This is a genomic window from Williamsia sp. Y844 (genome assembly GCF_056786475.1).
On record NZ_JBXCJB010000004.1, the window covers coordinates 655476 to 677760 of the forward strand.

The 22285-nt window shown below is 63.7% G+C and carries 27 protein-coding genes; 9 read left to right on the plus strand and 18 right to left on the minus strand.

The window, feature by feature from the left end; all coding sequences use genetic code 11:
* Window positions 1-10: 10 nt before the first annotated feature.
* Entirely contained in the window at window positions 11-1222 is a 1212-nt protein-coding gene (dinB, locus tag AC1TQG_RS24205) for a DNA polymerase IV (RefSeq protein WP_482140991.1), read from the minus strand.
* Between the two features lie 60 nt (window positions 1223-1282).
* On the opposite strand from dinB, the gene AC1TQG_RS24210 reads away from it, so the two are divergent.
* Entirely contained in the window at window positions 1283-1666 is a 384-nt protein-coding gene (locus AC1TQG_RS24210) for a hypothetical protein (protein ID WP_482140993.1), read from the plus strand.
* Between the two features lie 25 nt (window positions 1667-1691).
* On the opposite strand, the gene AC1TQG_RS24215 is transcribed toward AC1TQG_RS24210, so the two are convergent.
* The 3 genes from AC1TQG_RS24215 to AC1TQG_RS24225 all read right to left on the minus strand — a co-directional run bounded on the left by AC1TQG_RS24215 (window position 1692) and on the right by AC1TQG_RS24225 (window position 4252).
* The gene (locus AC1TQG_RS24215; RefSeq protein ID WP_482140995.1) at window positions 1692-2513 is read right to left on the minus strand and encodes a hypothetical protein; all 822 of its coding nucleotides are present in this window, start codon (window positions 2511-2513) and stop codon (window positions 1692-1694) included.
* A 43-nt stretch (window positions 2514-2556) separates the two neighbouring features.
* Window positions 2557-3525: a polyphosphate kinase 2 gene (gene ppk2, locus AC1TQG_RS24220; protein ID WP_482140997.1), complete on the minus strand. Its 969-nt coding sequence runs from the start codon at window positions 3523-3525 to the stop codon at window positions 2557-2559.
* Window positions 3526-3688: 163 nt separating this feature from the next.
* Window positions 3689-4252, minus strand: coding sequence for a DUF6764 family protein (locus AC1TQG_RS24225; RefSeq protein WP_482140999.1), 564 nt, complete (start codon window positions 4250-4252; stop codon window positions 3689-3691).
* A 212-nt stretch (window positions 4253-4464) separates the two neighbouring features.
* Between AC1TQG_RS24225 and AC1TQG_RS24230 the strand changes: the two genes are divergently transcribed.
* The gene (locus AC1TQG_RS24230) at window positions 4465-4902 is read left to right on the plus strand and encodes an SRPBCC family protein (protein WP_482141001.1); all 438 of its coding nucleotides are present in this window, start codon (window positions 4465-4467) and stop codon (window positions 4900-4902) included.
* A gap of 5 nt (window positions 4903-4907) precedes the next feature.
* Here the strand turns inward: AC1TQG_RS24230 and AC1TQG_RS24235 are convergent, their stop codons facing one another.
* The 3 genes from AC1TQG_RS24235 to AC1TQG_RS24245 form a co-directional block, all read right to left on the minus strand.
* On the minus strand, window positions 4908-5108 hold the full coding sequence (locus AC1TQG_RS24235) for a DUF3263 domain-containing protein (RefSeq protein ID WP_482141468.1): 201 nt from the start codon (window positions 5106-5108) through the stop codon (window positions 4908-4910).
* Window positions 5109-5266: 158 nt separating this feature from the next.
* On the minus strand, window positions 5267-5902 hold the full coding sequence (locus AC1TQG_RS24240) for a GntR family transcriptional regulator (RefSeq protein WP_482141003.1): 636 nt from the start codon (window positions 5900-5902) through the stop codon (window positions 5267-5269).
* Window positions 5902-7032, minus strand: coding sequence for an LLM class flavin-dependent oxidoreductase (locus AC1TQG_RS24245; RefSeq protein ID WP_482141005.1), 1131 nt, complete (start codon window positions 7030-7032; stop codon window positions 5902-5904). The genes AC1TQG_RS24240 and AC1TQG_RS24245 overlap by 1 nt, the downstream gene beginning before the upstream one ends.
* A 153-nt stretch (window positions 7033-7185) precedes the next feature.
* Between AC1TQG_RS24245 and AC1TQG_RS24250 the strand changes: the two genes are divergently transcribed.
* Both AC1TQG_RS24250 and thiM read left to right on the plus strand, forming a co-directional pair.
* The gene (locus AC1TQG_RS24250; protein ID WP_482141006.1) at window positions 7186-8046 is read left to right on the plus strand and encodes a sulfurtransferase; all 861 of its coding nucleotides are present in this window, start codon (window positions 7186-7188) and stop codon (window positions 8044-8046) included.
* Window positions 8047-8075: 29 nt separating this feature from the next.
* A complete protein-coding gene (thiM, locus tag AC1TQG_RS24255) occupies window positions 8076-8918 on the plus strand; it encodes a hydroxyethylthiazole kinase (RefSeq protein ID WP_482141008.1) in 843 nt (280 codons plus the stop codon).
* Here thiM and AC1TQG_RS24260 read toward each other — a convergent pair.
* Genes AC1TQG_RS24260 through AC1TQG_RS24270 form a run of 3 tightly spaced genes read right to left on the minus strand, consistent with a single transcriptional unit; the run spans window position 8911 to window position 10628 of the window.
* Window positions 8911-9339 carry a PPOX class F420-dependent oxidoreductase gene (locus tag AC1TQG_RS24260; RefSeq protein ID WP_482141010.1) on the minus strand — a complete coding sequence of 143 codons (429 nt, stop codon included), beginning with the start codon at window positions 9337-9339 and terminating at the stop codon, window positions 8911-8913. The two genes, thiM and AC1TQG_RS24260, sit on opposite strands and share 8 nt — an antisense overlap.
* Window positions 9336-9737 carry a (R)-mandelonitrile lyase gene (locus tag AC1TQG_RS24265; RefSeq protein ID WP_482141012.1) on the minus strand — a complete coding sequence of 134 codons (402 nt, stop codon included), beginning with the start codon at window positions 9735-9737 and terminating at the stop codon, window positions 9336-9338. The genes AC1TQG_RS24260 and AC1TQG_RS24265 overlap by 4 nt, the downstream gene beginning before the upstream one ends.
* Before the next feature lie 6 nt (window positions 9738-9743).
* Window positions 9744-10628, minus strand: a complete 885-nt coding sequence (locus AC1TQG_RS24270; RefSeq protein ID WP_482141014.1) for an aldo/keto reductase — start codon at window positions 10626-10628, stop codon at window positions 9744-9746.
* 273 nt (window positions 10629-10901) lie between these two features.
* On the opposite strand from AC1TQG_RS24270, the gene AC1TQG_RS24275 reads away from it, so the two are divergent.
* Window positions 10902-11804 carry a helix-turn-helix domain-containing protein gene (locus AC1TQG_RS24275; protein ID WP_482141016.1) on the plus strand — a complete coding sequence of 301 codons (903 nt, stop codon included), beginning with the start codon at window positions 10902-10904 and terminating at the stop codon, window positions 11802-11804.
* Window positions 11805-11826: 22 nt separating this feature from the next.
* Here AC1TQG_RS24275 and AC1TQG_RS24280 read toward each other — a convergent pair whose 3' ends face one another.
* Together AC1TQG_RS24280 and AC1TQG_RS24285 are read right to left on the minus strand one after the other, a co-directional pair.
* Window positions 11827-12765, minus strand: a complete 939-nt coding sequence (locus tag AC1TQG_RS24280; RefSeq protein WP_482141018.1) for a pyridoxamine 5'-phosphate oxidase family protein — start codon at window positions 12763-12765, stop codon at window positions 11827-11829.
* A 15-nt stretch (window positions 12766-12780) separates the two neighbouring features.
* Window positions 12781-13242 (minus strand): VOC family protein, encoded by a 462-nt coding sequence (locus tag AC1TQG_RS24285; protein ID WP_482141020.1) that lies wholly within the window; start codon window positions 13240-13242, stop codon window positions 12781-12783.
* Between the two features lie 145 nt (window positions 13243-13387).
* On the opposite strand from AC1TQG_RS24285, the gene AC1TQG_RS24290 reads away from it, so the two are divergent.
* Entirely contained in the window at window positions 13388-13906 is a 519-nt protein-coding gene (locus tag AC1TQG_RS24290) for a CGNR zinc finger domain-containing protein (protein WP_482141022.1), read from the plus strand.
* Window positions 13907-14025: 119 nt separating this feature from the next.
* Here the strand turns inward: AC1TQG_RS24290 and AC1TQG_RS24295 are convergent, their stop codons facing one another.
* The 4 genes from AC1TQG_RS24295 to AC1TQG_RS24310 all read right to left on the minus strand — a co-directional run bounded on the left by AC1TQG_RS24295 (window position 14026) and on the right by AC1TQG_RS24310 (window position 17548).
* Complete coding sequence (locus tag AC1TQG_RS24295) at window positions 14026-14904, minus strand: aldo/keto reductase (RefSeq protein WP_482141024.1); 879 nt, start codon at window positions 14902-14904, stop codon at window positions 14026-14028.
* A 235-nt stretch (window positions 14905-15139) separates the two neighbouring features.
* Entirely contained in the window at window positions 15140-15469 is a 330-nt protein-coding gene (locus AC1TQG_RS24300) for an HNH endonuclease (RefSeq protein WP_482141026.1), read from the minus strand.
* Window positions 15470-15517: 48 nt separating this feature from the next.
* Window positions 15518-16273: a DUF222 domain-containing protein gene (locus tag AC1TQG_RS24305; protein WP_482141028.1), complete on the minus strand. Its 756-nt coding sequence runs from the start codon at window positions 16271-16273 to the stop codon at window positions 15518-15520.
* Window positions 16274-16534: 261 nt separating this feature from the next.
* Complete coding sequence (locus AC1TQG_RS24310; protein WP_482141030.1) at window positions 16535-17548, minus strand: NADP-dependent oxidoreductase; 1014 nt, start codon at window positions 17546-17548, stop codon at window positions 16535-16537.
* A gap of 353 nt (window positions 17549-17901) precedes the next feature.
* Here AC1TQG_RS24310 and AC1TQG_RS24315 point away from each other — a divergent pair, with 353 nt between their 5' ends.
* Window positions 17902-18483, plus strand: coding sequence for a TetR/AcrR family transcriptional regulator (locus tag AC1TQG_RS24315; protein ID WP_482141031.1), 582 nt, complete (start codon window positions 17902-17904; stop codon window positions 18481-18483).
* 138 nt (window positions 18484-18621) lie between these two features.
* Here the strand turns inward: AC1TQG_RS24315 and AC1TQG_RS24320 are convergent, their stop codons facing one another.
* Both AC1TQG_RS24320 and AC1TQG_RS24325 read right to left on the minus strand, forming a co-directional pair.
* On the minus strand, window positions 18622-18891 hold the full coding sequence (locus tag AC1TQG_RS24320) for a WhiB family transcriptional regulator (protein ID WP_482141033.1): 270 nt from the start codon (window positions 18889-18891) through the stop codon (window positions 18622-18624).
* On the minus strand, window positions 18888-19478 hold the full coding sequence (locus tag AC1TQG_RS24325) for a GNAT family N-acetyltransferase (protein WP_482141035.1): 591 nt from the start codon (window positions 19476-19478) through the stop codon (window positions 18888-18890). Before AC1TQG_RS24325 ends, AC1TQG_RS24320 begins: the two co-directional genes overlap by 4 nt.
* Before the next feature lie 174 nt (window positions 19479-19652).
* Between AC1TQG_RS24325 and AC1TQG_RS24330 the strand changes: the two genes are divergently transcribed.
* Together AC1TQG_RS24330 and AC1TQG_RS24335 are read left to right on the plus strand one after the other, a co-directional pair.
* Window positions 19653-20888, plus strand: a complete 1236-nt coding sequence (locus AC1TQG_RS24330; protein ID WP_482141037.1) for an LLM class flavin-dependent oxidoreductase — start codon at window positions 19653-19655, stop codon at window positions 20886-20888.
* Complete coding sequence (locus AC1TQG_RS24335; protein WP_482141039.1) at window positions 20885-22231, plus strand: NtaA/DmoA family FMN-dependent monooxygenase; 1347 nt, start codon at window positions 20885-20887, stop codon at window positions 22229-22231. The genes AC1TQG_RS24330 and AC1TQG_RS24335 overlap by 4 nt, the downstream gene beginning before the upstream one ends.
* Window positions 22232-22285 lie beyond the last annotated feature (54 nt).

The following is a 22285-nucleotide window of genomic DNA, read 5'->3' on the forward strand; positions in this document are numbered from 1 at the left end:
GGCAACAGAATCAGTCCGGCAGCATCGGTACCTGCATTCCGCTGTCGCGGCCGAGGAGCACCGCCCTGGTCACGGCCCCGGCGCCGAACCGATCCCGCAGGCTGTCGACCGTGATGTCCAGTTGCTCCTGATGGTGCTCTTCGAAGGGCAGGGCCAACTGCACGACCTCAGTGCCGGACAGGTTGGTGAGCGAGACACCCAGCAGCGTGCAACCCTTCTCCTCGATCATCGGCATGGCCGCGTCGAGGATCTTTCGCGACGCCGTCATCAAGACGTCGGTGCGGTCGGTGGATTCGTAGAGGGTGTGCGATCTGGTGGCCCGGGTGAAGTCGTCGAACCGCAGCCGCAGGACAACGGTGCGCGTGCGCCGGTCGGCTTTGCGGAGCCGCTTTCCGAGCCGGTCGATGATCCCGACAATGGTGGCCTCGAGTTCGTCGGCCGACTTTGCACGACGGCCCATGGCGCGCTGCGATCCGATCGACCGGCGGCGGCGCCCGACCTCCACCCGTCGTGGGTCTTGGGCCATCGACAGCGCATACAGATGCCGGCCCGCGCCACCACCGACGAGCGAACTCAGCAGCGCCTCGCCGACCGCGGCGAGGTCTCCCACTGTGCGCAACCCCGCGTTGTGGAGTTTCTCCGCGGTCACCGCCCCCACACCCCACAGCCTCTCGACCGGTAGCGGATGCAAGAACTCGAGTTCAGTACCGACCGCGACCTCGAGCAGTCCATCGGGTTTGCCCACCGCGCTGGCCACCTTGGCCAAGAACTTCGTGCTCGCGATCCCGACCGTGATCGGCAAGCCCACCTCGGTCGCCACCCGGGCCCGCAGGCGCGCGCCGATCTCCAGCGGCGAACCGCTGATCCGACGCAGACCGCCGACATCGAGGAAGGCTTCGTCGATCGAGATCCCCTCGACGATCGGCGTGGTGTCGCGGAAGATCTCGAAGACGGCCTTGCTCGCCTCGCTGTAGGCGTCGAACCGCGCCGGCATCACCACCGCCCGCGGGCACATCGCGAGCGCTTCTCTGCCGTTCATCGGCGTACGGATCCCGAAGGCCTTGGCTTCATAGCTGGCCGCGAGCACCACACCGCCGCCCACGATCACCGGCCGTCCGCGCAACTCCGGGTGGTCGCGTTGCTCTACCGAGGCATAGAACGAATCCAGATCGGCGTGCAGGATGCTCGCCTGGTCTCTTTGCTCGATCCGGGACACGAACATATGTTCGCATACGGGTCCGACAACGCGCCCCGTGTCCGATTCGCCGATAGGGTCATCGCCATGACACGAACCCGAATGTGCCTCGCAACACTGGCGGCCGCCACCGGACTGACCCTCGCGTTGCCGGCCACCGCCACCGCTGCCACCCCGGCGGACGTGAAGGTGTCCGTCGAGTCCCGCGGCGACGATTACGGGTTCAAGCTCTCCCTTTGCCCGGTGACCGCCACCAACGTCGGCGGGACCACCGCTTACAACGTGAAGGTCTCAGGATTCTCGCTTGACGGGACGCAGTTCACCATTCCCGAGCTCGCCCCCGGCGAATCGGAAACGCAGATCGTAGGGTGTGGACTGGGAATTCCGGTCTTCGGGATGGCCGTCCCGTCGGATTGGAACATCCTCAACAACTTCGCGGTTTCCTGGCGCCTACTGCCCAACCTGTCATGACGTAGGCGGCCTGCTCGTCGACCGTCTAACGCCGACGCTCGAGCGTCGCCGACACCACGATGCCGGCAATAACGACGACCACTCCGGCCCCGGCGGCGATCAGGCCGACGTTCTGCATGCTCTCGACCACCTTGTCGACGATGAGTTCGGCGACCTCTCGCGCCGAACCTTCGGCACCTGAGATCTCGTCGGTTGCCCGACGCTGGGCGAACTCGCCCAACAGCCAGGTCAGTACGCCTCCGACGATCACGCCGAATCCGATTGCGGCAACGACCAATCCGCGCCGCCGCGCCACCACCAGAGCGCCGAGTCCCGCGACCACCGCGACCACGAGCGACCCGATCGCGATGTACCCGATCTGGTCGCCGAGCTCGTGATAGCGACCGGCTTCCAGACCCGACCGCGCCGAATCACTGAGTGGCACCTCGATGGGCCCGGAGATCTCGACACCGCTCAGGAGCTGGTCGTTGATCACGCGGTTCACCATCGGCGTCAGATTCAGCGACATCACCTGCCCCTCTTCTTCGGGCGTGGCCTCTTCGAACAGCCAATCGTGCTGCTGATTCATCGCCTCGACGAAGTCGGGCTTGAAGTTGTCGCTACGGGTGTAAGCCTCCGCGAGCGGCCGGATCAGCGCAGACGGGACCAGCGGCGCAGCAGCTGACACCTGCGCGGTGATCTCATCGGCAATCTGTTCTTGGACCTTCGAATTGTCCGCGAGCGGAGAGACCATCTCACTGAAGCCATCGCGGTCGACGAGATTCGAGTTGACCCAGAACGCCGGCACCGCAATGGCAGCAGAGACGATCGCAACTAGACAGAGCACCGCAGCAAGGAAGGAACGCACCGACCCAGGTTACCGATCGATCGGCACAAAACCCGGCAAGGTCCTACTCACCGATGATGTCGCGGGCACGACCGACGATCAGAGGATCGGGACGTCCGACGATCTCGTCGTCCCGATCGTCGTAGTCATACAGGCTCAGAACGTAGCGCATGGCGCCCAGCCGAGCGCGCTTCTTGTCGTTGCTCTTCACCACGGTCCATGGCGCATGGTCGGTGTCGGTACCGGCGAACATCTCCTCTTTGGCCGCGGTGTACTTGTCCCACTTGTCCAGCGAGGCAAGGTCCATCGGCGACAGCTTCCACTGCCGGACCGGGTCGACCTGCCGGATCGCAAACCGGGTGCGCTGCTCCAGCGGTGACACGGAGAACCAGAACTTGATGAGTTTGATGCCGTCGTCGATCAGCATCTCCTCGAACAGCGGCGCCTGCCGCAGGAACTGGGCATGCTGTTCATCGGTGCAGAATCCCATCACCCGTTCGACGCCGGTCCGGTTGTACCAGGAGCGGTCGAACATGACGATCTCACCGGCCGCGGGCAGATGCTGCACGTAACGCTGGAAGTACCACTCGGTCGATTCCCGCTCGCTCGGCTTCTCGAGGGCAACCACCCGCGCGCCACGGGGATTGAGGTGCTCCATGAATCGCTTGATCGTGCCGCCCTTGCCCGCAGCGTCACGTCCCTCGAAGACCAGCACATGGCGCTGGTTGGTCACCTTGATCCACCTTTGGAGCTTGAGCAGTTCGATCTGCAGCAGACGCTTTTCCAGCTCGTACTGGTCGCGGCCCATACGTTCGTCGTACGGATAGTCCTCACGCCAGGTGTCGATGACGTTGCGACCCGGCAGGGTCAGCAGTCGTGGGTCATCGTCATCACGGTCGTCGACCAGGAACTGCGTCGTGTCAGCGAGGTCGACAATCTTTTGCAGGGCCTCACGACCGGCAACAACACTGAAGTCGGGCCCGACATCGGGATGATCGGGTCCAAAATCTGAAAGGCGCAGTATCTCGTTCACCGATTCAATCTAGTCTGATTTGTCCGCTGTCAGGTGTCCTCTTTGTGAACCCGGGGCCAACGACTCGAAGCCGACGAACTGCCGATACACGAAGAGCGGCACCGTAAGCGGCACCGCTCTTCGTCGGAGAGTGCGGGGAACAGGCGCCCGCACCGTGGTCTTGTTATCGGGGTGTCGAAAGCCAGATACCCCCGGCGCCGATGCAGCCTTGTCCGGTATTGGTGTCGACTGCGGCTGCGAAGCTGCCCGTGCACTGTGCCCCATAGCGTCCGGCATAGGCACTGCCGCCCCACCCGGCGATCGCGATCGACGTGCCGCCGTCGCGCGCCTGACTGACCGACATACCTCCGGGGCCGGTTGTCACCGCGTAGCCGGTACCACCGGATATCGCGCCCGCGAGGGCCGCGGCACCGGGCTGCAGGTTCAACGCGTTCGCGTTGCCACCGGTGTCCGCCGATGCCACAGCGGTGCCCGCACCGCTCTGATCTGTTGCCCGAGCTGTGCTGCCCGGACCCGCCTTGGCACCACAGCCGCCGTTGCCCTCGACGTGGATGACGTTGTGCCCGTTGGACACCTCGCATATCAACGGGTCGGCCGATGCCGTACCCAGCCCGCCAAATCCGGCCAAGGCCAACGCTCCGGCACCGATCAACCCGGCCACTGCAAGCCGGGATCGAGAGCGTGAGCAGACGCCAAAAATACTTGAATCAAACAAGTTTCGCCCCATCAAGACTGTCAAAGGAGATACAGGCCCCACCGATTCGAGGCCCAGGAAGAACCCGGCCGCCTCACTGCGCACCGACCACTGGGACAGACCATACTCCCCCGCCTGCGGTTCGCACCAAGATTCGATGGCAACGCTTCGGTCACAAAGAACGGGCGCCGACGCCGCGACCAAACCCGGCCGATTCCGAGGCGAATCAGTGTAATTTTCTCTCCATGGCAGTGAACGCAAAAACCGAATTCGACATCGATGCACCGCCGGCCGTGATCATGGAGATCCTGCTCGACGTGGAGTCTCTACCCGACTGGTCTGGTCCACACAAGAAGGCCGAAGTCCTCGAAGAGTATGACGACGGTTCCCCGAAGAAGGTGAAGCTCGAACTCCAGGCCTTCGGCATGACCGATCACCAGTTGCTCACGTACTCATGGACCGAGAACACCTGTACCTGGGATCTCATCGAGGCCGACCAGCTGTCCCATCAGCACGGGCAGTACACGGTGACGCCCAAGGGCGAGGGGTCACACATCGAGTTCGATCTCGATGTGGACCTGAAGATCAAGCTCCCCGGCCTCCTGGTCAAGCAGGCCCAGAAGACAGCGCTGAACACTGCCCAGAAAGGTCTCAAGGAAGAAGCCAAACGCAGACTCGCGTGATCGGGTTACTTCGCCATCCAGAGCCGCCTGCGCACGACTCCCCGCATCTGCTCGACCGCATTCGGTGAGAGCTGTTCAGGCGGACTCTGCCGCAAGAGGTCGTTCACGGACGCAAAGTAGTCGCGATCCGACATCCCGAAACGCTCATGAATCTGCTCAGACGGCCCACCGCCGAGGGGATACCACCGGACTTCGAAGTCCAGCATCTCCTGCGTATTCGGTACCAAGACCCACTCCCTTCAACATGTGACCAGCGCCACTGATCAGTGACTGTAGTCACAGGGTAGCGCGTCGCGCCAGTGGGTACAGCTGTTGAAATCTTAAGAATCGAAGAACGATTGGGGCGAGAGGACCACGACTCGAATTACGCGTGCCTCTGGGCTAATTGAGCGATCCGGTTGTCGCGGTCGGCGGCGTGGTGCGCCAGCATTGCCAGGCGTGCACCGTCCCGATCACGATCGCGCACCGCCGTGAGAATCTCGCGATGCTCGTCGATCGGACGCTCGAACGCACCGTCGGAATGCGAGGGCTTCCACGGTGCGCCGAGCTTGATCTGGGCGTCCAGCCGATCGAGCAGATCGGTCATCGTCCGGTTGTGCGCCGCCTCGCGCAGGGCGGTGTGCCACTGCCGCAACGCGAGGCGGATATCAACCGGGTCCGGCTGCGCCGTCGACCGATCCTGCGCGTCCTGAAGGCGGAGCAGGTCGACGTCGGTGCGACGCTCGGCCGCCGCCGACGCCACCGCGGCGTCGAGCACGGCCTGGGCTTCGAAGAGCTCGAGCAGTTCGTCGTCGCCACGCTGGGTGATCATGAATCCGCGGCGAACCGGTTCGATCAGTCCATCCTGCGCCAGCAATGCCAGCGCTTCCCGGACCGGGGTGCGAGAGACTGCGAAGTCCTCACTGAGCACCCCCGGGATCAACGGTTTGTCGACGGAGTAGGCGCCCGCCAACAGATTCTCGCGAAGTTTGCGATAGATCCCGTTTGCGTGGCTGTCCATCAGAGCTCGTCGAAACGGGGCAGCAGATGCTCGGCGACCTGCCGTGCCTCCTCGGCCAGCGGCCAGCCGGCCAAGATCAGCGACGTGATGCCGACGGCATCCTTCAGGCGACGTACGGTGCCGGTGATCGAGTCGGGGTCGCCGACGAAATAGAGAGCCGATGAGCGGGACCCGAAGATGTCCAGCGGCGACCATGCGGTGATGCCTGCGTAGAGGCCCTCATCGACCTGCAATTCGGAGGGCTCCGGAAAATGGTTGGCCCGCAATGCATCAACCCATCCCTGACGCTGCGCATCAGGCGCGGTGTATGTGAGCAGACTGTGCTCGCCACCGGTGCGCTTCTTGACCGCGACATCGAGGGTGTCGCGGACTGCGTCGATGCCCGCACCGGTGAACACCGTGTAGAACTTCTCGAGCGCGTCGGCAGCATCCGGGCGCACGATCACGCCACCGAGAGCACCGATGGAATCGAACTGTCGGCCTGCGGCCGAGACCGCCGTCTTTGCGGCCTCGATCCTGGGGGCCAGCTCATGCGCGGGACGCAGCATCGTCAGGTAGTTGTGGATGGTCGCTCCGGCGTGCTCGAGGCCGGCCGGCGAATCTCCGGTGCCCCACAGGTCGATCACGTCCTGGGTCGGCTCGATGCGGACCGGTGAATTGTGGAAGTTCGAGTCGGTTCCCGCGCGGTAGTGCTCGAGCACCTCGGCCCAGTACTTGGTGCTGCGGGTGTACCGATCGTCATGATCGGCCTTCACGCCGTAGGGGCCCACCCGGTCGTCGGTGCCGTTGATCACGTTGATGTCGAGGCGACCGCCGCTGAAGCGATCGAAGGTGAGTGCCTTTTCCGCGAAGGCCTTCGGCGGGATGACACCCGAATAGGTGGCGACCAGGAAGCGCATCCGACTGGTCACGGCTGCGGCGAACGACGCCGAGGTGAACGGATCATTGGGCCAGGTGGCGACCAGCGCCCCGTAGAAACCGCCGTCGTCGATGGCCTGGGCGAGTTCCCGGTAGTGCTCGAAATCCGGCGGGTAGAGCCGACCCGGAGTCCACGGATAGTCACCATTCGCCGTGGTCAAGTACCAGAGCGTGCGGAAGCCAGCGTTACCACTGGAGTCGTTCGAGGCCATTACTGCACAGATCCCTTCATTGCTTACAACGCTCCCGATTCTCTCGGTCGGAGCACCGATCGTCACCCATTCAAATCATCTGGATTTTAACGCGTGCACAATCATCCCGATGAATGTAGCTGTATACACATGCCGCAACCAGGCCCGGGAAGCATGAACACCGACCAGGACACCCCTGGGTTGTTCACGTCTGCGCAGTGGCTGAAGGAACATCGGGCCGACCCGAGGCTCGTGATCCTCGATGCCTGCGTCACCCGCGATGTCCATCCTGACGACACCAGCACCTATTCGACCGGGCTGCCCACGTACCGCGAGGGCCACCTGCCCGGTGCCGTCCACGCCGACCTCGTCGACGACTTCTCCGATCCCACGGCAGCGGCACCCTTCACCCGACCCACCCGGGAACAGCTGGCCGCCGCTCTCGGCCGCCACGGCGTCGGCGCGGATTCGACAGTGCTGGTCTACGACCACCTCAACGGGATCTGGGCCGCGCGACTGGTCTGGGTATTGCACAGCTACGGGTTCGCCGCCGCCTCCGTCCTCAACGGTGGGTTCGACACCTGGCGCGAGATCGGTGGCGCCATCGAGACCGGGGAGCGCACCCCGACACCGACCACTCCCCCGGAGCTCTTCGCCAAGCCCGGCTACTTCGCCGACGCCGACGACGTCCGGGCGCTGGGACCGGAATCAGAACTGATCAACGTTCTTCGGCCAGAGGTCTTTTCCGGTCAGGAAATGCCGTACGGCCGGGCCGGACACATCCCGGGAAGCGTGAACCTGCCCTTCGCCGACCTGGTCGACCCCGACGGAACCGAAATCGATCTCGACCGGGCACGTCGTGCAGCCGAATCACTCCACCCGGGACCGGTGGTGACCTACTGCGGTAGCGGCATCACCGCCTCCGGATACGCACTGGCGCTGCGCGCGTCAGGCCGCGACGACGTCCGCGTCTACGACGGTTCGATGTCCGAATGGGCGGCCGACCCCCACAATCCCCTCACCACATCACTGTGACCATCACTCCCTGAGACGAAGGACAGACCATGACCACCCTCGAACCGACCCGCGTACCCGACGTCGATGCGGTCATCGACGCGCTGCTCGAATTGCGTTCGCGGACACCGCTGGTGCACGCATTGACCAACTACGTGGCAGCCGGGTTCACCGCCAACGTCCTACTCGCCGCAGGCGCCAGCCCGGCCATGGTCGACAACGTGGAAGAGGCCGGCCTCTTCGCCGGAGTCGCCGACGCAGTGCTCATCAACCTCGGAACACCCCAGTCGGCCCTGCACGACTCATACGTCGCCGCCGCGACCTCGGCCCACGAATCCGGCACACCATGGGTACTCGATCCGATCGGCGCCGGCGGACTGCCCTGGCGCGGCGAGCTCGCCCGAGAACTGCTGGCCCAGCACCCGAGTGTGATCCGCGGCAACGCATCTGAGGTCATCGGCCTGCACGGCCTCGATGGTGGCGGCCGCGGCGTCGACAGCTCGGCCGATCCGGCCGCAGCAGTGGAAGCGGCTCGGGCCCTGCTCGCTTCCGCTGACGCCGTCTCGGCCTCCGGCCCTGTCGATCACGTTGTCGGCGCCACCGGCACCACCCACAACCTGGTCAAGGTGGGCGGCGGACATTCACTGCTGACCAAGGTCACCGGCACCGGATGCTCATTGGGCGCGCTGGTCGCGGCATATGCCGCAGTCACCCCCAACGGATTGACGGCCGCGGTGTCCGCGCACACCCACGTTGCGGTCGCGGCAGAGATCGCCGCCGAAAAGACCTCGGCGCCAGGATCCTTCGCGGTTGCCTACCTCGATGCACTCCACGATCTGGGCCCCGACGACATCCGGTCGCGAGCCCAGATCAGCGGAGCCCTGCTCAGCTGACCTGGCCGTAGAAACGTTCGGCGTATAGGCGGATCACCAGTCGACGTTCGTCCACCATCGCCTGGGCATACTCGTCCCAGTCGGGGTGTTCACCGGAGATGTCGCGGTAGAGGTCGATCAGTTCCGAGATCGTGTCGTCGTCGGTTGCCTGTGCGGCGACCGGGCTCAGTTCCACCCGACCCTCGGCGACCACATACGACCAACCGTCCTCGCTGCTGACCTGAAAACTCGCGCGCGGATCACGGCGCACATTGGCGACTTTCGCCCGTCCATCGGTGGACGAGATCCGGAAGACACGCTCGCGTGGGTCGAATGAGTAAGCCACCGTGGATAATTGCGGCACCCCGCTGCTCCGGATCGTGGCGAGGGTGCCGCGGCTGTGTTCGGAGATCAACTCGATGAGTGCCGGGTTGTCGGTCATACGTCGAAATACTCCTCATCGGTGACGTGTTCGAGCCAGGTCGTGGTCTCGGCCGGATCGTCGGCGTTGTCGAGCATCGCCAGATGTTCCATGAACGAATCCGGCGCAGCTCCGTGCCAATGCTCCTCGCCGGGAGGACAGTACAGCGTTTGCCCGGTCCGCGCCTCGATCTTCGGTCCGCCGCGCGACTGCACCCAGGCAATGCCCGAGGTGATGTGCAAGGTCTGACCCAGAGCGTGGAAGTGCCACGCGGTGCGGGCGCCGGGCGCAAACCGCACCATCGCGACGGTCATCCGCTGGCCGCCCTCGCGGGGTTTGGCAATCGGGTCGAGCCAGACGTCGCCGGTGAAGTACTCGGGTGGATTTTTGGTGGTCGGTATACGTGGATCGATGTCCATGGAGGATCAGGCCTCCGGGATGTTCATGCCAAAGGACTCACGAGTGATCGCCTCGGGTTCGGGGCCACCGCGTATACCGGTGTCGAGTGCGTCGATGGCGGTGAGTTCGTCGGCGGAGAGTTCGAAGTCGAAGATGTCGAAGTTCTCTGCGATCCGTGATGGTGTCACCGACTTCGGGATGACCTGCCGCCCTTGCTGCACATGCCACCGCAGCATCACCTGAGCTGCGGTCTTGTCATGCGCCTTCGCGATCGCGACGATGGTCGGGTCCTCGAGTGTCGAGCCTTTCGACCCGTCGCGGTAGAAGGTGATGCCGCCGATCGGAGACCACGCCTGCGTGAGGATCCCGTGCTCGGCGTCGGCTGCGAGCACATCGGGTTGCTGGAAGTAGGGGTGCACCTCGATCTGGTTGATCGCGGGCACAACCGATGTCGCGTCCAACAGGCGGGTGAGGTGCTCACGCATGAAGTTGCTGACACCGATGGCGCGAACCTTGCCGTCGGACAACAACTTTTCCAGCGCCTTGTACGCGTCGATCGTGAGATCGAACTCGCTCGGCAACGCCTGATGCAAGATCAGCAGATCGATCTGATCGACCCGGAGTTTGCCTGCGGCCTTGTCGAACGCATGCAGTGTCGCGTCATACCCGTAGTCGCTGATCCAGACCTTGGTCTCGATGAAGATGTCCGACCGGTCGAGGTCCGACCGGCTGATCGCTTCACCGACACCCTGCTCGTTGAGGTAGGCACCCGCGGTGTCGATGTGGCGGTAGCCGACCTCCAGCGCGGTGGACACTGCGGTAGTCGTCTCATCTGGCGGTGTCTGAAATACCCCAAAACCTATTGACGGCAGTGTGATTCCATTGTTGAGAACATAATTTGAAGGAGCCATGAATTCCACCGTAGCCTTCTACCGCACCGCCAGACAGTGACTGCGAGTACCTGGTTTCGGCGGTGCGGTCACGGCCGGAGCGCAACCTTCAATGTCTCTGGCGAATCCATCGCCGCATAGGTACGTCGATGACCCGGACATCTCCGGCACCGTACATATATGTGGCTTTCATACGCTCCGGTTGACCTCTGTCCTGCCGTTTTCTGGAGTCACAGTTGTGCCGGGTAACGCCAGTACCTCCCTTGGATTCGCGGCGATGCCTACGGTGGAGACATGAGTTCCGCCGAGCTGCGCACCGAGATCCGCGATTTTCTCAGCTCGCGGCGTGCGCGTATCACCCCCGAGCAGACCGGTCTTCCTGCCTACGGCGGCAACCGCCGGGTCAAGGGTCTGCGCCGCGAGGAGGTGTCCCTGCTGGCAGGCGTGTCGGTCGACTATTACGTGCGGATGGAACGGGGAAACCTCTCCGGTGCCTCCGACAGCGTCCTTGGTTCCCTTGCCGGCGCATTGCAACTGGACGAGGCCGAACGCGATCACCTGTTCGCGCTTGCCCGCCAGTCTCAGGAGAGTTCGGCGACCCGCCGCCAACGGACCCCACCGACCACCGTTCGCCCGGCGATCCAACAGGTGCTCGACGCCATCACGGATGCACCGGCCTGGGTTCGCAATGGCCGCCACGACATCATCGCGATGAACCAGCTGGCCCGCGCGCTCTACTCACCGGTACTGGCCGACCCCCGCCGCCCGACCAACACCACGCGATTTGTCTACCTGCAGCCCAGCGCTGCCGAAGAGTTCTTTGTCGACTACGACCAGATCGCCAGAGACGCCGCTGCCATGCTCCGGCTCGAAGCCGGCCGCAACCCCCACGACAAGGGCCTCATCGCACTCGTCGGGGAACTGTCCACACAGAGCGAATTGTTCCGCAAGCGTTGGGCCTCACAAGACGTTCGTTTCCATCGGAGCGGCCGTAAACGCTTGCGCCACCCCATTGTCGGCCAACTCGACCTGGACTTCGAAAGCATGGAGTTCCCTTCCGAACCGGGCCTACATCTCAACATCTACACCGCGGCCGCGGGCACACCCACCGCCGATGCACTCAAACTGCTCGCCTCCTGGGCGGCCGGCCATGAGCAGCTCGAAACCGAACACCAACCGGTGCGCAAACCTTCGTGAGTTCCCTTCCTGCTCAATAGATTCAGCGGAAAGAGGTGTCGGAGGGCTCGGCGGCAGGCGGGTTGGTGCGCGCCAGTGCCTCCAGGTACCAGCGGCCCCCGAGCGCTCCGGGCACTTCCACCGCATGGTCGAGGGCGAAGTCGACGATGCGCCGGGCGCCGGGGACCGCGGCGGCACGATCTGCAGACCAGTCGATGACCGCGGTTCCGGTCAGCTGGAGCACGTCCCCGGTATCCCAATTCACGAACAGGAGTCCGGCGTGCGGGTCGGCTTCGATGTTACCGAGAGTGTTGTACATCGAGTTGCCGCGGTAATCCGGCCAACTCAGGTGATGCTCGTCGACGACGGTGACGAATCCGGGATCACCTCCGCGGTGCGAGACGTCCGCGCCGAAACTCTGGTGGCTGGTGGCGACAAAGAACGTGTCGGCACGACGGATGAGATCTCTTTGCGGGTTGTCGATTCGGTCGAGGTGCCTGACCTGACGCTCACTCGAATCCGACTCTCCCAGAGGTCCGTCGGGCTCGCGGGTGCTGATGTATTTGGGGCAGTTGGCGTAGACCTGCTCCGTGTGTAGTTCCAGCACGCCGGCATTCATTCGGCCGATCCCATTGATGCGCATGCGCCGACGGGTCCCGGGTTCGATCGCGAGCAAGCCCAGCGCCAGCGGTCCCTCGGCCAGTGAACTCTCGAGGGGGTCACCGACCGACGGTTGAGCGTCCACCCGGACGGTGCGGCTATCCGGTGTGGAGATGAAGCCGGGACCACCAGCCAGGACGCTGGCCCATACTGCGCCACCGAGGGCGCGGTGCCCCACGAACAGCAGGCGTTGCTGTCCGAGGAACTCCGCCGCGACCTCGGGGATTTCTGGCTGGATCATTCCTCGACCGACCCGGGATGCGATCTCGAGTTCACCCGCCCGAGCCTGCACACGCAGTTCTCCGTCATGAAAAGTTGACATCGGAATCCTCGAAGGTCAGAAGAAGCCGCAGGTCGGTGCGGCGCCGGACGGCGCGAAGGCATGTTCACCCAGGCCGGAAGGGGTGTAAACCTCGAGCCGCGTTCCGTCTGGATCTTCGAAGAAGATGCCACCGGACGACGCTCCCTCGCCATGCAGGACGACGCCGTCGTAGTACAGCGCGGTGCCCAGCTCGCGGAGGCGCGTTTCGATCGCCCGAACCTGGTCGATATCTGTCGCCTGGAACGAGAGGTGGTGCAGACCGGGGGCGGCGGGGTTGAAACGACCCTCGCTCTGCTGCCACAGCGTGACAAGCAACGCGTTGTCGTCGCCGAGAAACACCCAGCGCCGATCACCGTCGGTGCCCTCGCCCTTCACGTCCCATCCGAAGACCTGCTGATAAAAGCTGGTGGAACGGTCGGCATCGGTGACGTTCAGGCCGACATGTCCGGTCGACAAGCGTGGTGTCGTCGTGGTCATCTGTTCCTCCAGGAGATTCGATGGCTATTCTGTCTTTATGAAGTTAGACGGTTACATAGAAGGCGTCAACAGCTACAACGCCGTTCGCGTTGGCGGAGCTAATTGCCCGACGACGGTTACGGCGGGTGGCGGATATACTTCCGAGGTGGTTAATCGACCGCTCACGGGGGAGCCATTGCCGTTGGACCTGGCCAACACGTTGTGGGTGATTTCCGGCGAGTCGCATGACGCCCTGGAGGACCCCGACTTCGTAACCGAGTGGATGGCATCTCATGGTGGTCCAGAGGTTCCCGACCTTCGGCGCGCCACGCAAGCACTTGTTTCAGCTCGCTGTGCCATTCGGACGGCGCTGACACGACCTTCCGACTCCGCCGACTACGACGCCCTCAATACGTTGCTGGCTCGCGGTCATCTCAGAGACAGGGTCGATGCCGCCGGCGTCCACAGCGTCACCGAAGTGGACGACCCTCACCAGTGGCTGGCATGGAACGCTGCGCACACGTTGGTCGATCTACTCAGAACGCAACCACACCGCATCAAGCCTTGCGGCGGATGCGTGCTCTGGTTTTTGGACACCACGCGCAGCGGCACGCGGAGATGGTGTTCCATGGAAGCCTGCGGTAACCGCGCCAAGGTCCGACGTCACCGCGACGGATCACTCTGAGCGCTTCGGAACCCGACTGGCACCCGAATCATGTTGAGGCACAGAGCTCTTCACGTTTCGGTCGTTCCGGATGCAGACTCCGCCGGTTTTCGAAGACTGAGAGGTGTGCCGGCCGGGGGTTACTCCGGCGCGCCGATGTTGAGCTCGTCGGGGTGTGCCCCCACACGGACGCCGTCGTCGAGGGTCGCGATGTCAGCGAGGTCTGCGTCACTGAGTTCGAAGTCGAATACGTTGATGTTCTGAGCAATTCGGTCCGGATTGACCGATTTCGGAATGACGATGAGCCCGTTCTGCAGATGCCAGCGGATGAGAACCTGCGCGGGCGATTTGCCGTACTGTTCCCCCACCCGCGCGATGATCGGGTCGGTGAGCAATGTGTTCGGCTTGGAGTTCGGTCCCCAACCAGAATTGCTGGTTCCGCCAAGTGGACTCCACGATTCGACCGCGATCCCGTGCTTTGCGGCTGCCGCCCGGACCGCCGGCTGAGGTAGGTGCGGATGGAGTTCGACCTGATCGACGGCGGGTAGTCCGCCGCGGCTCACCAGCAATTCCAGGTGATGCGGCTCGAAGTTGCAGACACCGATCGCCTTGGCACGACCCGATTCGGCGATGGTTTCGAGCGCATCCCAGGTCCGCAGCAGACGCGCGTCATCCTGCAGGGGCCAGTGGATGAGGTACAGGTCGACGTAGTCCAAACCCAAGCGCGACAAGCTCTTGTCGAACGCGCTCAATGCCGGCTCATACCCCTGGTCGGCATTCCACAGCTTTGTCGTGACGAACAGTTCTTCGCGCGGGACACCAGCATTCGCGATGGCCCGGCCGACACCCTCTTCATTGCCGTAAACCGCGGCGGTGTCGATGTGCCGGTAGCCGGCATCATCGATCGCCGACCGCACCGCCAGCTCGGTCTCGTCGTTGGTTGCCTGCCAAACACCCAGCCCCAGTTGGGGAATCGTGGTGCCCGAGTTCAATACGATGGTGGGTACTTGTGCGGCCATATGTCCACCTTACTGTCTTTCGCCCACGGCGATCGAACATAAAGCAGCTCAGCGCCAAACCGCCGGCCGCGGTGGTGCTGCCGCCCGGCCCGCCAGTGAAACTGGGGCAGACTTCCCGTGGGCAGCAGCACTACGCGTTTTCACACTATGGAGTTGTCAATATTCATGCGCGGTCCCGACGCTAGGTCGGGTGCGACAGAGTAAAGCGGTCGAGCGATCAATCGGGCTCGGTGAATCAGGCTGCGAGGGTGAGTGTTCTGCGGTTGTAGGCCGGTAATGGCCTTCGCTGCGGATCGATCGCTGCCGGCGGGATCAGCCAGGGATGTCCGTCCGATCCCATGATCACATCCCAATCGGTGTTGTGGACGGCCTGATGGCAGCTGCGGCACAACAGACAACCGTTCTCGAGGGTCGTGAGGCCACCGTCTATGAAATGTTGAATATGGTGACAATCAGCCCAGGTCGCCGGACCTCCGCACTTCACACAGCATGTATCGCGGATGATGATCGCCTTGCGCACGAGCCCGGTGAACAGGCGTTTGGGTGGGCTCAGATCAATCGGCACTTCTTCCCCATCGAGGGTGATTGAGGTGATCGGCGGGAATGGTGACCATCACTTCGGTCCGCGTGCCGATACCAACGTTTGGCCGCCGCCGCCGCAGTCCAGGAGTTGATGCAACGCGTCGGCGCGGCATTGGGTGGGGCTGCGATTGTCGTTACTGCCGTCGGGTTGGGGATATGGTTTGCTCCATAAGTCCAAGGCGGAGAACAACTTTTCCCCGATCACTGCATCGACATCAAACTTCCCGACGAGCCGCCCTTCAGAATTGGTCGCATAGTCGAGGCTGTTGAGTGTGCTGTCTTCGGCTGGCGGCAGACCGCCTGCGTCTTTCGCAATCTCGTTGCCGATACCGCGCGCGGTGGCGCTGATGGCGGCGGGTGTGGATCCGGAGATGGCATGACTCAACAGTTTCCGCTCATATTCGACGCTCTCTTCGGCGGTCGCCGGGTCGTCGGATCGGCCGGTTATGTGCGCGACCCCTTTGACCACCGCGTCCACATGTTCGGACGATAGGAATCCGTCGCGTGAATACCCGGCAGTCCGATCCAGGCCGGACAATCCCACGCCGATACGTATCCACCGATACGCCGATGATGGTGCTGAACCGTTGGCTTGCAACAATTTGGACGTTGTCGAACCGGTTTTGCGTGCGATACCCGACTGGTCGATCATTCCCGCGCAGACTGCGAGTTGATGTTCGGTCGCGTTGCGTAGGGTGATCAAATCTTTCACCACACCGACCACCAGATTCGGGTCAGCGGGTAGTGCCAACTCAACCAGGTCGTCGACCATATCTAGAAGTTGCATAACGGGACCTCCAGGCAGGAACCAATAAGACGTGACCAATTCTCCGGGGAAGTGTTTGCTCGCGACTCGCCATATCTGCATGAGCAACTGATTCCAAACTACCTGTTCGAACATGCATTCGCAAGGGCAATCGTCGATCAATCCGGTTGATACACAACAGTATTCGTTCGCAACACAAACGTTCATCGCTGGCCGAAGTCCGTCTTCGGCAATGTCGGCAGGGGCTCCGACGCGCAAAGGTTCGATAGGCCGAGCGGGCAATTAGTCGATGGTCAACACGATCTTGCCTTGGATATGCCCGCGGGCGGCCCGTACATGGGCCTGTTGCGCGTGCGCCAGCGGGAAGCTGCTGTCGATGGCGACTCGCAGAGTTCCGTTGGCCATCAAATCGGCGAGCTCGGCGAGCTGCGCACCGTTCGAGCGGACCTGGGTAGACGTGACCGTAATACCCAATTCCGCGTTCTCCTCGTCGTCGAACTCGCCGAAGTAGACCGGGTAGAGGGATCCACCACGTTTGAGGGTGCGCAGGAAACGTCGACTGTCGGGACCCCCGACGGCGTCCAGGACGAGGTCGACGCCCGCGGCGACTTCTTCGGGTCGGTCGGTGGTGTAGTCGATGAACTCGTCGGCACCGAGTTCGCGCAAAAAACTCTGGTGGGCGCCGGAAGCCACGGCGATGACGCGGGCTCCCTTCCACTTGGCCAGTTGGACAGCAAGATGTCCCACGCCACCTGCGGCGCCATTGACAAGGACGGTGGTATCGCTGTCGAGTGCCACCGGTCGGTGCCGAGCCTCTTGAAACGGGGACGGGTGGTCGTGCCCGAGCGCGATCAGGAACTGCCACGCCGTCAAGCCCGACATGGCCAGACCGGCGGCGTGCACGTGGTCGACGGCGGCCGGTTTGTGAGCAAGGTCTGACGCCGGCGCGGTGACGTACTCGGCGTATGCGCTGCTCTGCAAGGAGGTTGGGAACCGGAGGAGTCCGAACACGTCGTCTCCGACCGCGAAACCTTCGACATCGGTCGCGACGGCTTCTATGACGCCGGAGACATCGGTCCCCGGTATGAGCGGGAGTGTCATCGGGGGCTTGAGCTCGGGAGGCACGTTGGGCATCCCTTCACGCGCATACCAGTCGGGCGGGTTGATGCCGACCGCGTGGACTCGGATGAGCACCTCGCCGGACTTCGGCTCAGGAACGGCCACGTCGTCGTTGCGCAGAACCGCCGGGCCGCCGAACTCGTGCAGTCGGATCGCCTTCATCGTGCTTGTTGTCATCGTTCTCTCATTTCTACCGATCAGGTGCCATGCGTGACGCAGAGCTTGTTAGTGGGACGAGCCGTCAATACTGTTGTCGGACAACGACACTGTCGCTTCTTGGATCTCACTGAAGCGACCGTCTGCGTCGTGTCGAGCGAATAGGTAGACCTCGGTGCGAACGGGCGTTCTGTCCAACATCTGAATCTCGATTGTGTGGTGTCGGCGTAGAGCGAGCCATCGGTCAGCTCTTCGTGAACTCCGATGGTCCCGCTCGCCATTCATGTCAGGTCCTTGTTTCCGGCGTGGAGGGTAAGCTATCGGAGCACTGCTCCGAATATATGGAGCACTGCTCCGTTTGTCAAAGGGAGACCATGCGCGCCGACGCCAGGAAGAACTACGATCAGCTACTCGGGGTCGCGCGCACTGTCGTGACCGAGCAAGGGGCCGACGCGTCACTGCGCGACATCGCGCGCCGCGCCGAGGTTGGGCTCGGCACGCTCTATCGACACTTTCCGACGCGAGAGGCGCTGCTCGAAGCCTTGCTGCGCAAAAGCTTTCACGAGCTGACGGAACTGGCCGACAAGCTCGAAGCGTCAAGATCGCCCGCGGACGCACTCGTCGAGTGGTTTTGCGAGTGTGTCGCGGTCACGCACGAATATCGTGGCGCCATCACGCCGATGACGGCTGCCATCGAGGACCCCGGGTCTGCGCTCCATGCCTCGTGCGTGACGTTACGCGCGGCGGGCGCGCGACTGCTCTCCCGGGCGCAGGACACCGGCGTCGCGCGGACCGACATCGATGGCATCGATCTCTTTGCGCTGATCGCAGCACTCGCGTGGCTCAATGACCAAGCCGCGACGGCGCCGCGCGCCGACCATCTCCTGGGGATCATCACGGGAGCAATCCTCAAGGATTGCTCGCGTGGGGACGACACTCATGCACCGGTCACATAAACCGATTCCGGTTCAGATGGCACTTACTTTGGTGTCGACGCCGGGCTGATCTGACGTCACTCCGCGAATCCAGGCTCAGTGGTGCGTCTCGCCGCCGTTCGAAATGCCCTCGCAACCGTGACACCATCGCAAGCCGAATCAGCCTGCCAATTCGCCGACCGTCAGGCCACCCCAGATCCCGTACTTCTCGCCATATCGCTCGGCGTGCCTGCGGCATTCCCGCGCGACCGGGCAACTTCCGCAGATCCTCTTCGCGGCGGCTTCGCGACGTCGACGTTCCTTGGCGTATTCACGTCCTGCCGGCGGGAAGAAGATGTTCGAGTCGACGTCCTCGGTTCGGCAACTGCCCTGTACCCGCCAATCCCAGCCGGTTTCTCCCCCGACGTAGACGCCTCCGAATCCGGTCATGCCGTAAAGGCAAGCGGTGCGCGCACCGCCGCCAGATCTTTGGCCAACACGGCGGCTCCGGCCTCGGTTCCGGAGAGTGCCGTGCCCGACACCGGCTGGTACCCGGCCTGACGGAACAGCGCATGCACATCGGACTGATCCGAGCCGGTCTGCACCAGCACGCGGCGATGCCCACGGTCGGCGGCCTCTGCCTCGAGCCGGGCCAGGATCCGACTTCCGAGCCCGCGGCGACGCTGCGCCGCGGCAGTCCAGATCCGGGTGATCTCGGCGGTGTGGCCATCTGCGCGCCGATACTCGCCACCGGCAACCGGGACGCCGTCGGCAACCGCGACCAGAAAGGCGTCGCCCGGCCGGACCCGCAACTTCGCAAACCATCCACACGACGTGCCGCCATACCGGCGGCTGTTCTCGATCGCGACCTGCGACAACGCGGTGCGGGCCAGTCGGTCGTCACCGGCGACGCGCACGATCTCGACCTTTGACCGACATGCCTCGATCATCGGCAGTGCCGGCGGGGCCTCCGGATGGACTGCAGCCGCAGCCATCAGCAACTGGTCGACCGACAACAGCTTTCCGACAAACGACATGACTTTGCTCCCTCGACGGTGGTGAAACCATTCAGCCGCGAAATCGCGCGACGGGCGATGGTTAGAACCACGCTGATCCGATGAGCGCGGATCGGGTATCACCTTCGGCACGCTTGTCGTTGGCGCAGATGTACCAACTCTGACGGCCACCGATCACCGATGAAGGAGTCTTCGATGTCGACAACTGCGAGCCTGCATCTTGCAGTCGCGCTGGAAGGGGCCGGCTGGCACCCGGCCGCCTGGCGCGAACCCGATGCCAGACCGGCCGAACTCCTGTCGGCCAAGTACTGGGCCGACCTGATCGCCGACGCCGAACGCGGCCTGATCGACTTCGTCACCATCGAGGATTCCTTCGGACTGCGGCCCGCCACACTCGGCGGGCTCGACGCCCGGACCGACCAGGTCAGTGGCCGCCTGGACTCGGTGTTGATCGCCGCGCGGATCGCGCCGTCGACGTCGAATATCGGCATCATCCCCACCGCTGTCGTCACGCACACCGAACCTTTCCATCTGGCGAAGGCGATCGCCACACTCGACTTCGTGAGCACCGGGCGGGCCGGGGTCCGACTGCAGGTCTCTGCCCGGCAACACGAGGCAAAGCTGTTCGGCCGACGCGCCTTTCCCGAGATCTCGTACGCAGATCTATCCGGTCCGTCGGCACAGGCCCTGATCGCAGATCTCTTCGAAGAGGCCGGTGATTACGCCGAAGTGCTACGGCGACTGTGGGATTCATGGGAGGACGACGCCGAGATCCGAGATGCCGCAACCGGCCGTTTCGTCGACCGCGACAAGCTCCACTACATCGACTTCGAAGGCCGCTTCTTCAGTGTGCGTGGACCCGCGATCACCCCACGACCCCCTCAGGGCCAACCCGTGATCGCGGCGCTGGGTCATCAGCAGATCCCGTACGAGCTGATCGGCCAGTCGGTCGACGTCGGCTTCGTGACCCCGCACACCGGGGCACAGGCCACCGAGACGATCGCCGCGATCAGATCAGCTCAGGAAACCGCCGGACGCGCGGCGGAAACCGTTCACGTTTTCGCCGATCTGGTTGTCTTCCTTGATGATTCCGCGCAGGAGGCGGCCGACCGCCGGACCCGTCTCGATGAGCTCGCCGGTGCGGAGTATCAGAGCGATGCACTGATCTTCGCCGGTACCGCATCCGGTTTGGCAGACCTGATCGAGGAACTGGCGGCGAGCGGGATCACCGGATTCCGGCTGCGTCCCGGCGCGATCCCCCACGATCTGCAGGCGATCAGCGACGCTGTGGTTCCGGAACTGCAACGCCGCGGCCGGTTCCGCGAGAGCTACACATCGTCCACACTGCGCGGGAATCTGGGCCTGGATCTGCCGGCAAACCGCTACGCAACAGCCAACCATCACTCCTCAGGGGATCTGATCAACCGATGACCAAGCAGGTACACCTCGCGGCGCACTTCCCCGGGGTCAACAACACCACCGTATGGAGCGATCCGGCTGCAGGCAGCCACATCGAGTTCAGCTCGTTCACCCACTTCGCGCAGACCGCAGAGCGCGCCAAGTTCGACTTCCTCTTCCTGGCCGAGGGCCTGCGCCTACGTGAGCAGAACGGGCTGATCTACGACCTCGATGTCGTCGGACGTCCGGACACGTTCACGGTGCTGGCAGCGCTGGCTGCGGTGACCGACAAACTCGGGCTCACCGGGACCATCAATTCCACGTTCAACGAGCCCTATGAGGTCGCCAGGCAGTTCGCGAGCCTCGATCACCTCACCGCCGGACGCGCGGCGTGGAATGTGGTGACCTCCTGGGACGAGTTCACCGGACAGAACTTCCGTCGCGGCGGCTATCTGCCCCAGGAACAGAGATACCAACGTGCACAACAGTTCCTGGAGGTCGCCACCGAGCTGTGGGACTCCTGGAACGACGACGACGTGGTTGCCGATCGCGAGTCGGGTACGTACCTGCGCCGTCCCGACGTCGGCACCTTCGATCACACCGATGACCAGTTCGACATCGCGGGCCAGTTCAACGTGCCGCGCGGTCCGCAGGGGCGTCCGGTCATCTTCCAGGCCGGCGACTCCGAGGATGGTCGCGAGTTCGCCGCCGCGAATGCCGACGCGATCTTCTCGCGCCATTCCACCCTCGACGACGGACAGTTGTTCTACAAGGACGTCAAGGCCCGTCTGGCCACGTACGGCCGCCGGCCAGAGGACCTGCTGATCCTGCCTGCCGCGACCTTCGTCCTCGGTGACACCGATGCCGAGGCTGCCGAACGGGCTCACGAGATCCGCCTTCAGCAGGTCAGTGGCCAGACCGCGATCAAGTTCCTCGAACAGCTGTGGAACCGCGACCTGTCCGACCACGATCCCGATGGCCCGCTGCCTGCCGTTGATCCGGCACCCGGGGAGAACACGGTCGCGAAGGGCCGTGCCAGTGTGCGCATGCATCGGGACCCGCTGGCTGTCGCGGCCGAGTGGCGCGCCAGGGCCGAGGCCGAGAACCTGACCACTCGCGAACTGATCATCGAGGTCACCGGGCGCCAGGCCTTCATCGGTTCACCGGCAACGGTCGCCGCCGACATCAACAACTTCGTGCAGACCGACGCCAGCGATGGATTCATCCTGGTCCCGCACATCACCCCGGGTGGTCTCGACGAGTTCGCCGACACCGTGGTTCCACTGCTGCAGGAGCGTGGGGTCTACCGGACCGAGTACGAGGGCGACACCTTGCGCGATCATCTCGGCCTACCAACACCCGTCAACCCCCGATGATGTGGCCTTTTGGCGGTGCCGACCTGGGCTTTCACACGCCATAAGGGCACATCA

Coding starts and splice junctions, on each gene's coding strand:
- dinB (WP_482140991.1), bottom strand. CDS start 1,222: ATGTTCGTGTCCCGGATCGAGCAAAGAGACCAGGCGAGCATCCTGCAC.
- AC1TQG_RS24210 (WP_482140993.1), top strand. CDS start 1,283: ATGACACGAACCCGAATGTGCCTCGCAACACTGGCGGCCGCCACCGGA.
- AC1TQG_RS24225 (WP_482140999.1), bottom strand. CDS start 4,252: ATGGGGCGAAACTTGTTTGATTCAAGTATTTTTGGCGTCTGCTCACGC.
- AC1TQG_RS24230 (WP_482141001.1), top strand. CDS start 4,465: ATGGCAGTGAACGCAAAAACCGAATTCGACATCGATGCACCGCCGGCC.
- AC1TQG_RS24235 (WP_482141468.1), bottom strand. CDS start 5,108: ATGCTGGACTTCGAAGTCCGGTGGTATCCCCTCGGCGGTGGGCCGTCT.
- AC1TQG_RS24240 (WP_482141003.1), bottom strand. CDS start 5,902: ATGGACAGCCACGCAAACGGGATCTATCGCAAACTTCGCGAGAATCTG.
- AC1TQG_RS24245 (WP_482141005.1), bottom strand. CDS start 7,032: ATGGCCTCGAACGACTCCAGTGGTAACGCTGGCTTCCGCACGCTCTGG.
- AC1TQG_RS24250 (WP_482141006.1), top strand. CDS start 7,186: ATGAACACCGACCAGGACACCCCTGGGTTGTTCACGTCTGCGCAGTGG.
- thiM (WP_482141008.1), top strand. CDS start 8,076: ATGACCACCCTCGAACCGACCCGCGTACCCGACGTCGATGCGGTCATC.
- AC1TQG_RS24260 (WP_482141010.1), bottom strand. CDS start 9,339: ATGACCGACAACCCGGCACTCATCGAGTTGATCTCCGAACACAGCCGC.
- AC1TQG_RS24265 (WP_482141012.1), bottom strand. CDS start 9,737: ATGGACATCGATCCACGTATACCGACCACCAAAAATCCACCCGAGTAC.
- AC1TQG_RS24270 (WP_482141014.1), bottom strand. CDS start 10,628: ATGGCTCCTTCAAATTATGTTCTCAACAATGGAATCACACTGCCGTCA.
- AC1TQG_RS24275 (WP_482141016.1), top strand. CDS start 10,902: ATGAGTTCCGCCGAGCTGCGCACCGAGATCCGCGATTTTCTCAGCTCG.
- AC1TQG_RS24280 (WP_482141018.1), bottom strand. CDS start 12,765: ATGTCAACTTTTCATGACGGAGAACTGCGTGTGCAGGCTCGGGCGGGT.
- AC1TQG_RS24285 (WP_482141020.1), bottom strand. CDS start 13,242: ATGACCACGACGACACCACGCTTGTCGACCGGACATGTCGGCCTGAAC.
- AC1TQG_RS24295 (WP_482141024.1), bottom strand. CDS start 14,904: ATGGCCGCACAAGTACCCACCATCGTATTGAACTCGGGCACCACGATT.
- AC1TQG_RS24305 (WP_482141028.1), bottom strand. CDS start 16,273: ATGCAACTTCTAGATATGGTCGACGACCTGGTTGAGTTGGCACTACCC.
- AC1TQG_RS24310 (WP_482141030.1), bottom strand. CDS start 17,548: ATGACAACAAGCACGATGAAGGCGATCCGACTGCACGAGTTCGGCGGC.
- AC1TQG_RS24315 (WP_482141031.1), top strand. CDS start 17,902: ATGCGCGCCGACGCCAGGAAGAACTACGATCAGCTACTCGGGGTCGCG.
- AC1TQG_RS24320 (WP_482141033.1), bottom strand. CDS start 18,891: ATGACCGGATTCGGAGGCGTCTACGTCGGGGGAGAAACCGGCTGGGAT.
- AC1TQG_RS24325 (WP_482141035.1), bottom strand. CDS start 19,478: ATGTCGTTTGTCGGAAAGCTGTTGTCGGTCGACCAGTTGCTGATGGCT.
- AC1TQG_RS24330 (WP_482141037.1), top strand. CDS start 19,653: ATGTCGACAACTGCGAGCCTGCATCTTGCAGTCGCGCTGGAAGGGGCC.
- AC1TQG_RS24335 (WP_482141039.1), top strand. CDS start 20,885: ATGACCAAGCAGGTACACCTCGCGGCGCACTTCCCCGGGGTCAACAAC.